The organism is Rhodopseudomonas boonkerdii (assembly GCF_021184025.1).
Classification (GTDB): Bacteria; Pseudomonadota; Alphaproteobacteria; order Rhizobiales; family Xanthobacteraceae; genus Tardiphaga; species Tardiphaga boonkerdii.
Genome location: NZ_CP036537.1, coordinates 4,063,635 through 4,077,651, shown reverse-complemented (window position 1 = coordinate 4,077,651; position 14,017 = coordinate 4,063,635). Strand labels below are relative to the sequence as shown.

Annotated in this window: 14 protein-coding genes; 10 read left to right on the top strand and 4 right to left on the bottom strand. The window is 62.9% G+C overall.

Annotation, left to right across the window (positions count from 1 at the left end):
- Window positions 1–20 precede the first annotated feature (20 nt).
- Window positions 21–257: an Lrp/AsnC ligand binding domain-containing protein gene (locus E0H22_RS18820; RefSeq protein WP_233022519.1), complete on the bottom strand. Its 237-nt coding sequence runs from the start codon at window positions 255–257 to the stop codon at window positions 21–23.
- 227 nt (window positions 258–484) lie between these two features.
- Window positions 485–1,474: a Bug family tripartite tricarboxylate transporter substrate binding protein gene (locus E0H22_RS18815; protein ID WP_233022518.1), complete on the bottom strand. Its 990-nt coding sequence runs from the start codon at window positions 1,472–1,474 to the stop codon at window positions 485–487.
- 192 nt (window positions 1,475–1,666) lie between these two features.
- On the opposite strand from E0H22_RS18815, the gene thiD reads away from it, so the two are divergent.
- The 5 genes from thiD to E0H22_RS18790 all read left to right on the top strand — a co-directional run bounded on the left by thiD (window position 1,667) and on the right by E0H22_RS18790 (window position 6,309).
- Window positions 1,667–2,467: a bifunctional hydroxymethylpyrimidine kinase/phosphomethylpyrimidine kinase gene (gene thiD / locus E0H22_RS18810; RefSeq protein WP_233022517.1), complete on the top strand. Its 801-nt coding sequence runs from the start codon at window positions 1,667–1,669 to the stop codon at window positions 2,465–2,467.
- A gap of 246 nt (window positions 2,468–2,713) precedes the next feature.
- Window positions 2,714–3,373, top strand: a complete 660-nt coding sequence (locus E0H22_RS18805; protein WP_233022516.1) for a class I SAM-dependent methyltransferase — start codon at window positions 2,714–2,716, stop codon at window positions 3,371–3,373.
- Window positions 3,374–3,412: 39 nt separating this feature from the next.
- Entirely contained in the window at window positions 3,413–4,225 is an 813-nt protein-coding gene (locus tag E0H22_RS18800; protein ID WP_430715168.1) for a UDP-2,3-diacylglucosamine diphosphatase, read from the top strand.
- Window positions 4,225–5,274 carry a glycosyltransferase family 4 protein gene (locus tag E0H22_RS18795; RefSeq protein WP_233022514.1) on the top strand — a complete coding sequence of 350 codons (1,050 nt, stop codon included), beginning with the start codon at window positions 4,225–4,227 and terminating at the stop codon, window positions 5,272–5,274. Before E0H22_RS18800 ends, E0H22_RS18795 begins: the two co-directional genes overlap by 1 nt.
- A gap of 48 nt (window positions 5,275–5,322) precedes the next feature.
- Complete coding sequence (locus E0H22_RS18790) at window positions 5,323–6,309, top strand: threonine ammonia-lyase (protein WP_233022513.1); 987 nt, start codon at window positions 5,323–5,325, stop codon at window positions 6,307–6,309.
- A gap of 119 nt (window positions 6,310–6,428) precedes the next feature.
- Here E0H22_RS18790 and E0H22_RS18785 read toward each other — a convergent pair whose 3' ends face one another.
- A complete protein-coding gene (locus E0H22_RS18785) occupies window positions 6,429–7,595 on the bottom strand; it encodes a hypothetical protein (RefSeq protein ID WP_233022512.1) in 1,167 nt (388 codons plus the stop codon).
- Between the two features lie 76 nt (window positions 7,596–7,671).
- Between E0H22_RS18785 and E0H22_RS18780 the strand changes: the two genes are divergently transcribed.
- Window positions 7,672–8,859 carry an MFS transporter gene (locus E0H22_RS18780; protein ID WP_233022511.1) on the top strand — a complete coding sequence of 396 codons (1,188 nt, stop codon included), beginning with the start codon at window positions 7,672–7,674 and terminating at the stop codon, window positions 8,857–8,859.
- 97 nt (window positions 8,860–8,956) lie between these two features.
- Here the strand turns inward: E0H22_RS18780 and dgcA are convergent, their stop codons facing one another.
- Complete coding sequence (gene dgcA, locus E0H22_RS18775) at window positions 8,957–9,958, bottom strand: N-acetyl-D-Glu racemase DgcA (RefSeq protein WP_233022510.1); 1,002 nt, start codon at window positions 9,956–9,958, stop codon at window positions 8,957–8,959.
- A 233-nt stretch (window positions 9,959–10,191) separates the two neighbouring features.
- Between dgcA and E0H22_RS18770 the strand changes: the two genes are divergently transcribed.
- The 4 genes from E0H22_RS18770 to E0H22_RS18755 all read left to right on the top strand — a co-directional run bounded on the left by E0H22_RS18770 (window position 10,192) and on the right by E0H22_RS18755 (window position 14,017).
- Window positions 10,192–11,319: an ABC transporter permease gene (locus E0H22_RS18770; RefSeq protein ID WP_233022509.1), complete on the top strand. Its 1,128-nt coding sequence runs from the start codon at window positions 10,192–10,194 to the stop codon at window positions 11,317–11,319.
- Between the two features lies 1 nt (window position 11,320).
- The gene (locus E0H22_RS18765) at window positions 11,321–12,121 is read left to right on the top strand and encodes an ABC transporter ATP-binding protein (RefSeq protein ID WP_233022508.1); all 801 of its coding nucleotides are present in this window, start codon (window positions 11,321–11,323) and stop codon (window positions 12,119–12,121) included.
- 3 nt (window positions 12,122–12,124) lie between these two features.
- Window positions 12,125–13,033, top strand: a complete 909-nt coding sequence (locus E0H22_RS18760) for an MlaD family protein (protein ID WP_233022507.1) — start codon at window positions 12,125–12,127, stop codon at window positions 13,031–13,033.
- Between the two features lie 108 nt (window positions 13,034–13,141).
- Window positions 13,142–14,017: an aldose 1-epimerase family protein gene (locus E0H22_RS18755; protein WP_233022506.1), complete on the top strand. Its 876-nt coding sequence runs from the start codon at window positions 13,142–13,144 to the stop codon at window positions 14,015–14,017.

Sequence of the window (14,017 nt, the reverse complement as noted above, 5' to 3'; positions counted from 1 at the left end):
AGACGCGGGGAGAGGGGAGATCAAAACGCCTTGAACGTAATGATCGTGTGGGTGTCCTGGATGCCCGGCAGCACCTGAACCTTCTCGTTCACGAAGTGGCCGATATCGGTGTCCTTATCGACATAGAACTTCACCAGCAGGTCGTAATGGCCGGCGGTGGAATAGATCTCCGAGGCGATCTCGGCCTCCGCCAGCGCATTGGCCACGATATAGGACTGGCCAAGCTTGCACTTGATCTGGACAAAGAAGGGGATCATCGGGATTCTCCGAATACGGGCGTTTGGCGATCATCAAGCCCAAAACAGCCAGCGTGGCAAGGCCATCGGGACCCGGCGCCACCAGAGGGCAGTCGATGAATTCTGCCCTCATCCTGAGAGCGGCCATCGGGCCGCGTCTCGACAGTGGTTCTACGCCGCACCATCTCATGGTTCGAAGCGCGGCCTGCGGCCGTCCCTCACCATGAGGGTGGCGAGCCAAGGTGGGCTCAGGCGGGCTGCAAGCCCAGCGCCTGCGCCGCCTCGAGCCAGACCGGCAGTTCCTTCTGATACAGCGCATTGGTTTCCTTGAAACCGAGCGCCGGCTCCAGAGCGACGGTCTTGAGGACCTCCTTGATCTTCGAATCGCTGTTGGCCTGCACGAACAGCGCAGCCAGCTTGTCGACGATCGGCTGCGGTGTCGCCTTGGGCACAGCCCAGCCGGAGAAGCCGCTCACCGTGAAGAATTTGGACGTCGCGCCCTGCTCGGGCAGCGTCTTCACCTCGGGAATCGCATCGACCTTCTTCGAATGCACGGCAAACACCACGCCGCGATTGCTTTGCAGGACGGATTGCGCAGCGGTGTAGCTGCCCATGGCGAAGTCCAGCGAGCCATCTGCAAGACCCGTCCACATCGGCGCCTCGCCGCGATAATGGATCGGTTCGATCTTGAGACCGTATTGCTTGTTGAGCTCATTGATCGTGAAATGCGGAGCCGAGCCGACGCTATAGGTACCGAAATTGACCTTGTCTTTCTTCTTTGAGAAAGCGACGAAATCTTCCAAAGACTTCACGCCCGACGCAGGATTAGCGACCAGCAAAAGTCCAGCGCCAGGAACGACGCTGACCAGTGACAAGTCCTTGTCCATGTCATAGCCGGGAGTCTTCAGCATCACCCGGTTCATCACATAGGTCGTGGAGATCGAGCACAGGATGGTGTGGCCATCGGGCTCGGCGCGAGCAACTTCCGCGGTGCCAATGGCGCCGGAGGCGCCGGCCTTGTTTTCGACCACCACGGTCTGGCCGATCTGTTTGCCGATAAACTCGCCGAACGAGCGTGCCAGCAGGTCAGTCTGCCCGCCCGCAGGATAGCTGCAGACCATGCGAATCTGCTTCGAGGGCCAGGCTGCCTGGGCGGAGGCGTTTCGCGCCAGAAACGGCATCGCGACGGCGGCTGAGCCGGCGGCCAGGAAATGGCGGCGGTTGAAATGATTGGTCATTTTTGTCTCCTCCTGATTTTTGGCGACCGTATCGCATTGCACGCCGCTTCGCCATGCACGGGCGCAGGACAGTTTGGCGCATCGAGCATTTCGTAGGGGGCCAAAGCGGCCCAGGCCATGCGGTTGCCGGCCCGGCGGCGGTGGAGTACCACTGTGAAGCTGCTTCCCGCTTGATTTGACGTGAGTTTTTCGATGCCAACGCCCGTTGCCCTGACCATTGCCGGCTCCGATTCCTCGGGCGGAGCGGGAATCCAGGCAGATTTGAAGACGTTCGCCGCGCTCGGCGTTTATGGCGCCTCGGCCATCTCGGCGCTGACCTCGCAGAACACAAAAGGCGTGACCGGCATCCATCAGGTGCCGGCGGCATTTGTCAGCGACCAGATCGACGCGGTGTTCGTCGATCTGGCGGTGGGCGCGGTGAAGATCGGCATGGTGGCACAGCGCGACGTCATCAAGGCGATCGCCGCTAGCCTCGTGAAATGGAAGCCAAAACATGTGGTGCTGGATCCGGTGATGGTGGCGACCTCAGGCGATCGCCTGCTGGTGCCCGATGCCATCGATGCGCTGCGCAAGGTGTTGATCCCCTGCGCCGATATCATCACGCCAAATCTGCCCGAAGCTGCCGCATTGCTCGATGAGCCGACGGCGAAGAGCGAGGCCGAGATAGAGGCGCAGGGCAAGCGGTTGCTTGAGCTTGGCTGCAAGGCCGTGCTGATCAAGGGCGGGCACGGTGACGGACCGGAAAGCACGGATTTCTTCGTCACCGGCAAGGGGACGGCGGCACTGCCGGCGCGTCGCGTCGTCACCAAGAACACGCACGGCACGGGCTGTACGCTGTCATCGGCCATCGCGGCGAGCCTGGCCAAGGGCGAGGACATGGAAACCGCGGTACGATCCGCCAAGGCCTATGTCACCGCCGCGATCGCCGCGGCCGACAAATTCACTGTCGGCCACGGACATGGACCGGTGCACCATTTCCACAAGTACTACTGAAACGCTACTCCACCGCCCTTATGGTGAGGAGCGCGCACTTGCGCACGTCTCGAACCATGAGTTGGTTAGGCTCCGGCTTTGCCGCCATCCTTCGAGACGCCGCTACGCGACTCCTGAGGATGAGGACGGAGTATAGTTCCCACAGCTGCTGCGACACTCTGTCGTCGATCTGTCATCCCGCCTTGATATCAGCCGAACAGCACATGAGTTGTCCGATTCCATTGGACACGCTGGACGGAACCATCGATGACGACGCTGGATCTGGAAAAATCCATTGTTGAAACGGCCTATGCCCGCTGGGCCCCGATCTACGATGCCGTCTGCGGGCCGGTGATGCTCAAGGGGAGACGCGCCGCCGCAGAAGCCGCGCGCGCCGTCGGCGGCAAGGTGCTTGAAGTCGGCGTTGGTACCGGACTCTCGTTCGAGGATTACGACCGGAGCACTGAAGTTACCGGGATCGATCTGTCCGAGCCGATGCTCGCTAAAGCTCGCGCCAAGATGGCCTCCGGGCGGTTTCCGTGGGTCAAGGACGTGCGCCAGATGGACGCCCATGCGATGGATTTCGCGGACGCCACGTTCGACTGCGTTGTGGCGCAATTTGTTATCACGCTCGTGGAGAATCCCGAACAGGTGCTATCCGAATGCCACCGCGTGGTGAAGCCGGGCGGGCGCATCATCCTCGTCAATCATCTGTATTCAGAAACCGGCTGGGCCGCGGCGCTGGAGCGCTGGGCGGCGGAGAAGACCCGCTCGCTCGGCCTGCGCCCGGAGTTCCCGTTTGCGCGGCTGCAGGCGTGGTCGCAGGCGAATGCCGACAGCATTCTCGTCGAGCGCCGCAAGCTGCGGCCGTTCGGCATCTATACGCTTGTGACATTTGAGAGAACCGCTCCGGCGCTGGCGGCCTGACGTCATCGTTCGGTCATGCAACTTTGCTAGCCGCCTGACATGGAAAGATACGCGATGAGTGAAGGCAACGAACACCGCTTTCGCACCTTGTTCATCTCCGACGTTCATCTCGGCGCGCGGGGCTCGCAGGCTGAAAAGCTGCTGGATTTCCTCCGCGTTCACGATGCCGATACGATCTATCTGGTCGGCGACATCGTGGATGGCTGGGCGCTGAAATCGGGCTGGCACTGGCCCCAGTCGCATAACGACTTCGTTCAGAAGATGCTGCGCAAGGTCCGCAAGGGCGCCAAGGTCGTCTACATTCCCGGCAATCATGACGAGTTCCTGCGTAACTATTACGGCACGCATTTTGGCGGCATCGAAGTCGTCGAGACGGCGATGCATGAGGGCGTGGACGGCAAGAAATATCTTGTCATCCATGGCGACATCTTCGATCTCGTGGTGCAGAACGCTCGGTGGCTCGCTCATCTCGGCGACAAGGCCTACGACTTCGCGATCCAAATGAACCGCCTGGTCAATATGTTCCGCCGCCTGTTCGGCTTCCCCTACTGGTCGCTGTCGAAATGGGCCAAGATGAAGGTGAAGAACGCGGTGAACTATATCGGCGCCTTCGAGGAGACGCTGGCCGGCGAAGCGCGCCGCCACGGTGCCGACGGCGTGATCTGCGGTCACATCCACTACGCCACCATTCGCGACGAGCATGGCATCCGCTATATGAACTGCGGCGACTGGGTCGAGAGCTGCACGGCGTTGGTCGAGCATGAGGACGGACGTTTCGAGATCCTCACCTGGACCGATGTCGCCAAGAAAGACGAACCGGTGCGAACGCTCGCTCCTGCAAAGGCCGCTTGATGCGCATCCTGGTCGCGACCGACGCCTGGCATCCGCAAGTCAACGGAGTCGTGCGCACGCTGACCATGATGGCCGAGGCCGCCAAGACATTCGGCGTTGAGGTAAGCTTTCTCACGCCAGAGACGTTTCGCACCTTCGGTCTGCCCAGCTATCGCGATCTTCGTGTCGCCATTCCGCGTCGCCGTCGCATTGCGCAGATGATCGAAGCAGCAAAACCGGACAATATCCATATTGCCACGGAAGGGCCGATCGGCTTTGCTGCGCGTTCTTATTGCCGCCGTCGCAGCATTCCTTTCACCACGAGCTTCCACACGCGTTTTCCGGAATATGTCTCCGCGCGCTTCCCGATTCCCGAGGCGTGGGTCTGGGCCGGCCTGCGCTGGTTTCATGGCGCCAGTTCTGCGGTGATGGCGGCAACACCGGCACTGGCCGATGAACTGCGCGAGCGCGGTTTCAAGAATGTCGTGCTGTGGCCGCGTGGCGTCGATGGTCATCTGTTCCGTCCGCGCGATGCCGATCTCGGTTATGAGAAGCCGGTATTCCTCTCGGTCGGGCGCGTCGCCGTCGAAAAGAACCTCGACGCTTTCCTGTCGCTCGATCTACCGGGCACCAAGGTCGTCGTCGGCGACGGTCCGGCGCGCGGGGAACTGCAGACGAAATATCCGAACGCGGTGTTTCTCGGTGCCCTGCAAGGGGAACAACTGGCGCGGGTCTATTCCGGTGCCGATGTGTTCGTATTCCCGAGCAAGACCGATACTTACGGTCTTGTGTTGCTGGAAGCGCTTGCCAGCGGCGTGCCGGTGGCGGCCCTGCCGGTGACGGGACCCAAGGATGTGATCGGCTCGGCGCCCGTGGGCGTGCTTTCGGACGACTTGCAGGCAGCCTGTGTGCAGGCGCTGCGGATTGAGCGGCAGGCATGTCTCGATTTCGCTGCTGACCATACTTGGGAAGCCTCGGCGCGCGCTTTTGTCGGCAATATCACCCAGGCGCGTGCCGAGCTGCATCTTAAGGTCAAGCCCGTAACGGGAAGTCCGCCCGTCGTCGCCTGAGCGTCGCTTGCCCTTGTCGGCAATGCCTCGCGCGCCTAGCATGCGGGTATGACAAACACAGCTCTCCCAATCTCCGCCGCCGATATCGATGCCGCCGCCCGGGTCATTGCGCCCTATGCAGTGCGCACGCCGTTGCTGCCGTCACCCGCGCTCGATGCGCTGACGGGCGGGCGCATCTTCGTCAAACCGGAAGTGCTGCAGCGGACCGGCTCGTTCAAATTCCGCGGTGCGTTCAACAAGCTGTCGTCAATCCCGCAGGACGAGCGCGGCAAGGGCGTCGTCGCCTTCTCGTCCGGCAATCATGCCCAGGGGGTGGCCGCCGCGGCGCAGATTCTCGGCATGAAGGCGACCATTGTGATGCCGTCCGACGCCCCGGTGATGAAGGTGGCGCGCACACGCGGCTACGGTGCAGAGGTCGTCCTCTATGATCGCGACAAGGAGGATCGCGAAGCCATTGCGCGAAAAATCTCCGGCGACAGCGGTGCCACCGTGGTGCCGCCCTATGACGATGTATTTGTGATGGCCGGGCAGGGCACTGTGGGCCGCGAGATCGCCGAGGATCTGGCGGCGCTTGCTGTGATGCCGGATATTGTTTCGGCGCAGGCCTCCGGCGGCGGCTTGATCGGCGGCATCGCGGTCGCCGTGAAGGCGCGGTTTGCCGGCGCAGCGATCCTTGTCGCCGAGCCCGCTGGATATCACGACCACGAACTCTCGCTCAAAGCGGGCAAGCCCGTTGCCCATGGCAATAGTGGCCGCACCATCTGCGACGCCCTGATGGCGCAGCAGCCCGGCGACATCACCTTTGCCGTCAACAGGCACCTGCTCGCCGGCGCCGTCAGCGCCACCGATCAGGAAGTGATGGAAGCAATGGCCTTCGCGTTCAACGAATTGAAGCTGGTGGTTGAGCCCGGTGGCGCCGTAGCGCTGGCGGCGCTGCTGAAAGGCAAGATCGACGCGCGCGGGAAGACGGTGGTGATCGTGCTCTCCGGCGGCAATGTCGATGCCGAGCTGTATGCCAAGGCAATTGGTGCTTGAGAGACGCCGTTGCCGTAGGGCGGATTGGCGAAGCGTAATCCGCCGTTCTTCGCAACACAGAGCCGGCCGGCGGATTACGGCTTCGCCTAATCCGCCCTACGGCTAAAGATGATCACGCCTTACGAGAAGAACGCGATTTTCTCGGCCTGGGTCATCCGGCGAAATGGTGCCAGCGGATCGGAAGCGGGGTTCGCCGGCCGGGCAATGACGCCATTGGCGATTAGCGCCGCACCGAGTGAGGGCGCGGGAGTCTGCGCAATCGGGGTGGCCGGCGCCGGCTCTGGCACCAAGGCGGCGGCAGTGATCTCAGCCAGTGTCTGCTCGCCCGTGACGGGCGGCTGTTCTGAAGCCTGATAAACCGGCTCGCCCGGTGTGCCATCAACCGTCTCGATCGGCGTCGTTCCTGACATCGGCGCGAACAGCTCGTCGCTGTCGTCGAGATCGATGGCTCCCATTTCCATGGCGACTGCATCGAGTACGGCAAGGTCTTCGGCTTCCCCGGCCTCGAAGCCCATATCCGCCATAACCGTTGCTTCGTCAGCTCCTTCCGTCGGGCCACGGATCTGCGCTTCCGCTGTCTCGACGCGCGGTTCTTCGACCGGGGGCGATGCGCATGCAGGCTTCTCAACCGATGTTTCGGCGAATGGCTCGCCTGCGGGCGCCTTGAACAGCGGTGTCACCGAGGCTTCGCGCGGCTCGGGGGGCTGCTCTGCAACCGGAGCCTCGGCGGTCTTTGCAGCCGGCATGAGGGGGCCGTCGGCAAGCGCCTCGATGCGCTCCATCAGGACGTCATAGCTTGCCAGCACGGCGTGGCGACCGTTCGCTTGCAGCGCGTCGTGGCCGGCCTCGATGGCTCTGACCTGGGTATCCAGCAGATCGCAGATGCGGACATCGGCTCCGCATTCACGCATCGTCATGGCGATCTCGCGAATGATACGGGCGCCATTGCGCGCGGTCGTCTGCACGTCTCCATCGTCGCTGCGCGGCAGCACCTCGATGGCGGTGGCCTTGGCCTGGCGTATCGCGGAGCGGATCGCACCGAGCGCCGCGATGAGGCTCAGCCCCTGCGGCTGCTGCTTTTGGGCGGCGAGACCGGTTTCCAGCCGTGATACGGCTTCGAGCAGCAAATTGGTATCGGCATTGCGGTTGCGCTTGGTGTATTCGGCGAGAAACCACCGGCCGCGTGCGGTCTCCATGAAAGCCTCGCGGATCGCCTCGTAATCGGCCTCGCCCGGAACGTTCGGACGGGCGTTGATCGGCGACAGGGCAAATGCTTCTTCGGCCATCAGGTCAACTCGCGGCGCGCGGGAAGGCGCGCTATGTCAGCATGGCAACGATCCCGCACGAATCGCAACCCGTCCAATGATACCTGAAACCGGCCTCTGTATCGCCCCGCACGTGGCCCGCAAGTTCGCGCGGCGGCTGGCCTTGTTCTACGGTACGGTGTTTGGCTTGAGCGGCTTTTATCAGCCGTTTTTCCCGGTCTGGCTCAAGGCGATCGGGATCGATCCAGCCTGGATCGGCGCCATCATCGCCGCTCCGGCGTTGACGCGGTTCACCACGTTGCCGCTCATTGCAGCTGTTGCCGAGCGCCGCCATGCGCTGCGTCGGGCCATGATCGTATGTTCCTTCCTGACCATGGCCGGCTTTGTCGTCGTGGCCACCCTGCATGCGCCGTTGGCGTTGCTGATGGCCTTCGCGGTGACGGCGGTGGTGTGGACACCGCTCACCGCGCTCACCGATGGCTATGCGCTGAAAGGCGTGGTGCGCTTCGGTTTCGACTACGGGCCGCTGCGACTGTGGGGCTCCGCCGCCTATGTGGCCGGCGCCCTGATCTGTGGGCTGGTGGTTGGTTGGATCAGCGAAGTGCATCTCATCTGGGTGATCGTCGCGGCGACGGCGTTATCGGCGCTGGCCAGTGTCGGCCTGCAACCGCTTGGCGCCCCGGTCGGCGAGGGTAACTCACATTCCGGTGCGGGCAGGCTGCTGCGCGATCCCGGTTTTCTCGTTATCGCGGCCTCTGCAGGGCTGATCCAGGGCAGTCATGCCGGCTACTACACATTCGCGTCGATCACCTGGCAGGGGATGGGTCTCGACGGTCTCACCATCGCCGGCTTATGGACGCTCGGCGTGCTGGCCGAGATCGTGCTGTTCGCTTTGTCGCCGCGGTTGACGCTCACGCCGGCGACGATGGTGATCCTCGGCGGCCTTGCCGCGCTGCTGCGCTGGACGCTAACGGCGCAGACGCTGCCGCTGCCCGTTCTCGTCGTCGTGCAGTTCCTGCATGGAGCGACCTTCGGCTTCACGCAGCTTGGCATGATGGGGCTGCTGCTGCATCACGTCCCCCAGCAGGTGATGGCGCGGGCGCAAGGTTATGTCACTGCCTGCACGGGCCTCGTGACCAGCGCCATGGCGTTGTTGTCCGGCGCGATCTACGCCCGCTATGGCGAGGGGGTGTATTACGTGATGGCGGGGCTGGGTCTGGCTGGCGCTTGCGTGATCTGGCTGGGGCGCAAACGTGTGGAGCAGCGATTGAACGAGGAGGTTTAGTCCCGAGCCGTAGGGCGGATGAGCCGAAGGCGTAATCCGCCGGCCGAGTTCAAAATGGAAACTCCGCGGCGGATACGCTTCGTTCATCCGCCTGCGATCAGCCCCATAAATCGGTATCCGGCGGATACACCGTGCTGTCCTCGTAGCGCAGCCCGCCGTCGCGGTCTTTCGCCAGCAGCAGCGGACCATCCAGGTCCACAAACGCCGCCTCTCGTGCAATCAACATCGCCGGAGCCATGGCCAGCGAGGTCGCGACCATGCAGCCGACCATGATGTCGAGGTCCATGGTGTGTGCGGCGTCTGCCATCTTCAGCGCCTCGGTGACGCCGCCGGCCTTGTCGAGCTTGATGTTCAGCGCGTCGTAGCGGCCGGCAAGCGCTGGCAGAGAGGCGAGATCGTGCACGCTTTCGTCCGCGCAGACCGGGACAGACCGCCGCACATGCAGCAGCGCCTCGTCATTGTCGGCGGGAAGGGGCTGCTCGATCAGTGCTACGCCGGCGCGGTAGCATGCATCGAGGTTGGCGAGAAGGTTGTTCGTCGTCCACCCCTCGTTGGCATCGACGATGAGCCTGGCTTTCGGCGCTGCGCTGCGCACGGCGTTGATGCGTGTGATGTCGTCGTCGCTGCCGAGTTTGATCTTCAGCAACGGCCGATGTGCAGCCTTCGCAGTCGCCGCGGCCATGGCCTCTGGCGTGCCCAGCGAGATCGTATAGGCCGTGATGCAGGGCAGGGGCGCCGGCCGTTGCAGCAGTTTCCAGATGCGCTGCCCGCTCTCCTTGGCCTCGAGATCGAGCAGCGCGCAATCCACTGCGTTGCGTGCGGCTCCGTGCGGCATGGCGGCCTGCAAAGCGTCACGGTCGAGCCCTGCGGCAAATGCGCCGGCCATGGCCTGAATCGCCGCCAGCGTCGCCTGCGGCGTCTCGCCATATCGTGCATAGGGTACGCATTCGCCGCGGCCCGTATGGCCGCCGCGCACGATCTCGGCCACCACCACGACCGCCTCGGTCTTGGCGCCACGGCTGATGGTGAAGCTGCCCGCAATCGGCCAGGTCTCGATGCGGGCGGTCAATGTCGCTGGGGCAGGGGCTGCAGCGGGCAAGCAGGCATCCTTCGGGTTGAATCAAGGCGTGAATTCGATCAGGTCTCTATAAGTTTAAGTGACCGGAGTGAACTTGTTTGCGACGTATTGCGGTGCTTGAGAAGAGGTCTCGGGGCACCGCTAACATCTTGTTAACCATAGCATCGTGTTGGTTCGATTGAGTTTCTCAAATCCCTATGATGGCGTGTTAATACTTTGTTCATGTCTCGGTTGAACCCTCCTGAAGGCCCGCTGTGAGCGGCCCTACACTCGAAAAGATCGACAAGGGCGATCAGCTTGCGCTTTGCGCGGCCGGCGCGTGGACGGCCACATCCGCATCCGCGCTGGAAAAACTCGTTGCCGATGCCGAAAAGCTGGCCCGTACCCGGGCGAATATTTCCATCGATGTGTCCGACGTCTCCAAACTCGATACGTTCGGAGCTTGGCTGATCGAGCGGCTGCGACGCGCGCTAGCGGCGGGCGGCCAGGACATCAAGATCGCGGGTCTTTCCGATAACTATGCGAGCCTCGTGGACGAAGTTCGCAAGGTAAAGCCGCAGCCGGCGACCGGACGCGGGTCAAACGGCATTATCGTCGCACTCGACGGTATCGGCCGGAATGTCTACGGCATCGGCGAGACGCTGCTCTCACTGGTGGACATGATCGGCGCGGTGATCGCGGCCTGGTTCAGGGTCTGGCTGCATCCGTCGCGGTTCCGGCTGACCTCGATGGTGCATCATATGCAGCAGGTGTGCTGGAATGCGGTGCCGATTATCGTCCTGATCACCTTCCTGATCGGTTGCATCGTCGCCCAGCAGGGCATCTTCCATTTCCGCCGCTTCGGCGCCGATGTCATCGTCGTCGATATGTTGGGAATCCTGGTGCTGCGCGAACTTGGCGTGTTGCTGGTCGCGATCATGGTCGCCGGCCGTTCCGGCAGCGCCTATACGGCCGAGCTTGGCTCCATGAAGATGCGCGAGGAAATCGATGCCTTGCGCACCATGGGCTTCGATCCTGTCGAAGTGCTGATCCTGCCGCGCATGATGGCCCTCGCGCTGGCGATGCCGATCCTCGCATTCATCGGCGCCATGGCTGCCCTTTATGGCGGCGGGCTGGTCGCCTGGCTCTATGGCGGTGTCGATCCGACCTCGTTCCTGTCACGCCTGCGCGAGATCTCCATCAACCATTTCATCGTCGGCATGGTGAAGGCACCTGTCATGGCGCTGATGATCGGCATCGTCGCCTGCGTCGAAGGTCTGGCTGTGAAGGGGAGTGCGGAATCGCTCGGCCAGCACACCACGGCGTCCGTGGTGAAGGGAATCTTCTTTGTGATCGTGATGGACGGTGTGTTCGCCATCTTCTTTGCCGCGCTCGGGATCTGACATGACTTCGGAAGACGCTTACATCGCACCGGCCATGAGCGACGCCATCATCCGCGTCCGCGACCTCACCGTCGCCTTCGGCAGTCGCAAGGTGCTGGATGGCCTCAATCTCGACGTTGCACGCGGGGAAATCCTGGGCTTCGTCGGTGCATCCGGCGCCGGCAAGTCGGTGCTGATGCGCACGATCATCGGTCTCGTGCCAAAAGTGTCCGGCAAGATCAAGGTATTCGGCACCGATCTCGACAGCAGCGAAAAGGAGCGCCGCAACATCGAGCGCCGCTGGGGCATCCTGTTTCAGCATGGTGCGCTGTTCTCGTCGCTGAATGTGCGGCAGAACATCCAGTTTCCGGTGCGCGAATATCTGAAAGTCTCGCAGCGCCTGCTCGACGAGATCACGATGGCGAAGATCGCCATGGTCGGCCTGAAGCCGGAGGTGGTCGAGCGCTATCCGTCGGAGCTCTCCGGCGGCATGATCAAGCGTGTGGCACTGGCGCGTGCGCTCGCACTCGATCCGGAGATCGTATTTCTCGACGAGCCGACCTCGGGCCTCGATCCGATCGGTGCCGGCGATTTCGACGAGCTGGTTCGCACGCTGCAGCGGACGCTCGGGCTGACGGTCTTCATGGTCACTCACGATCTCGACAGCCTGCACACCGCCTGTGACCGCATTGCCGTGCTGGGTGGCGGCAAGATCATCGCCCAGGGAACGATGGCCGACATGCAGGCCGCGACGCATCCCTGGCTACGTGAATATTTCCACGGCAAGCGCGCACGCGCCGTGACCGGGGTGAGTGGAGTCTGAACGATGGAAACGCGGGCGAATTACGTCCTGATCGGAACTTTCACGCTGGCGGTGATCGCCGCTGTCATCGGTTTTGTGATGTGGTCGCAGAATCTGAACTCGGGCAAGCAGCGCACGCCGTTGCGCATCGTGTTCGAGGGCTCGGCCTCGGGCCTGCGCAATGGCGGCAATGTCAACTTCAACGGCATCCGCGTCGGTGAAGTGGTCTCGGTGAAGCTCGACAATCCGCGTCGTGTGGTGGCGCTGGCGATGATCGACACCGTGGCGCCGATCCGCAAGGATACGCTGGCCGGCCTCGAATTCCAGGGTCTGACCGGGGTGGCCGCGATTTCGTTGAAGGGCGGCGCCCCCGATGCGCCGGACGTGCCGATCGATACAGATGGCGTGCCGGTGCTCACCGCCGATCCCGATGCCACCAGGGATATCGGCGAGGCCGTGCGCGCCACGCTGCAGAACGTCAACCGACTGGTCAATGACAATCAGGAGGCGCTCAAGGGCGCCATCAGCAATGTCGAGGCCTTCACCGGTGTGCTCGCCCGCAATGCCGAATCCATCGACGGCATCATGAAGAAGATCGACAGCATCATGGGCAAGGCCGACGGCGTCGTTGCCAAGACCGACAACATCATGCTCGGTCTCGACACGCTGGCCGGTGGCAAGGACGGTGGCGCGCTGACGGCGGCCGTCAAGTCGTTCCATGAGCTGACGGAGAATCTGGACAAACGTTCCGGGCAGCTCATCATCGATGGTCGCCGCACCCTCGGCGATGCCAGCCGGACGCTGGGCGATATCAGCCGTGCGGTGAACAATCTGGACCGCAACCCGACGCGCCTGCTATTCGGTCCGAGCTCGAGCACCCAGCAGGCACCGCCTCCGCAGCAGCAACCACCGCTGCAGCAGCGTCGCCGCTAGTTCGCAGCCCGCATGAAGCGCAGCATCATGCGGGAATGTCGAGATCGTTGAAACGCCGGTTCCCGGATTTCGCTGCGCTTCGCCGGGTGATGCTCTTGAGAGGTGCCGATGTCCGACGATCATTTCACCATCAGCAACGGCCGGGTGATGGCGACCATCAAGGCGGATGGCGCTGAGTTGTGTTCGCTGAAAAATGCGGACGGGCGGGAAGTGCTATGGCAGGCCGGCCCGGAATGGCCCCGTCATGCGCCGATCCTGTTTCCGATCGTCGGGCGGCTGAAAGGCGATGTGCTCAGGCATCGCGGCCAAGCCTATCCGATGACGCAGCATGGCTTCGCACGTGACCAGCGCTTTGCCTGGATCGCGCGTGAGAAGACGTTGTGTGTGTTGTCGCTATCAGACAATGCCGAAAGCCGGGCGAAATATCCATTCGCGTTCCGGCTGGACGTCTCCTATGTCGTCGAGGGCGATGAATTGGTGATCGGCTATGCCATCACCAATACGGGCGACGAAACGCTGCCGACCTCGATTGGTGCGCATCCGGCGTTTCATTGGCCGCTCGCGGACGGTGTCGCGAAGAACGCGCACAGCGTTGCGTTCGCAAACCCCGAGCCGGCACCGATCCGTCGGCTCGATGGCGGGTTGCTGCTGCCGGAGGCCGAGGCGACGGCGGTGCAAGGCGATACGCTTGCGCTGTCAGAAGCCTTGTTCGCGAAGGATGCGATGATCTTCGACCGGATCGCGAGTCGGTCTTTGCGCTATCGGGCGCCGGGGGCGCCGACGATTACTTTCGCCTGGGATGGCTTCCCGCAGCTCGGCCTCTGGTCCAAGCCGTCCGGCGCCGCATTTCTCTGCATCGAGCCATGGCATGGCTATGCGAGCCCGGCGGGTTTCGACGGCGAGTTCGGCGACAAGCCGGGCGTGATGCATATCGTTGCGGGTGAGACGCGCAATTTCACGCAGCGGATCGGGTTCGTTCAGTAA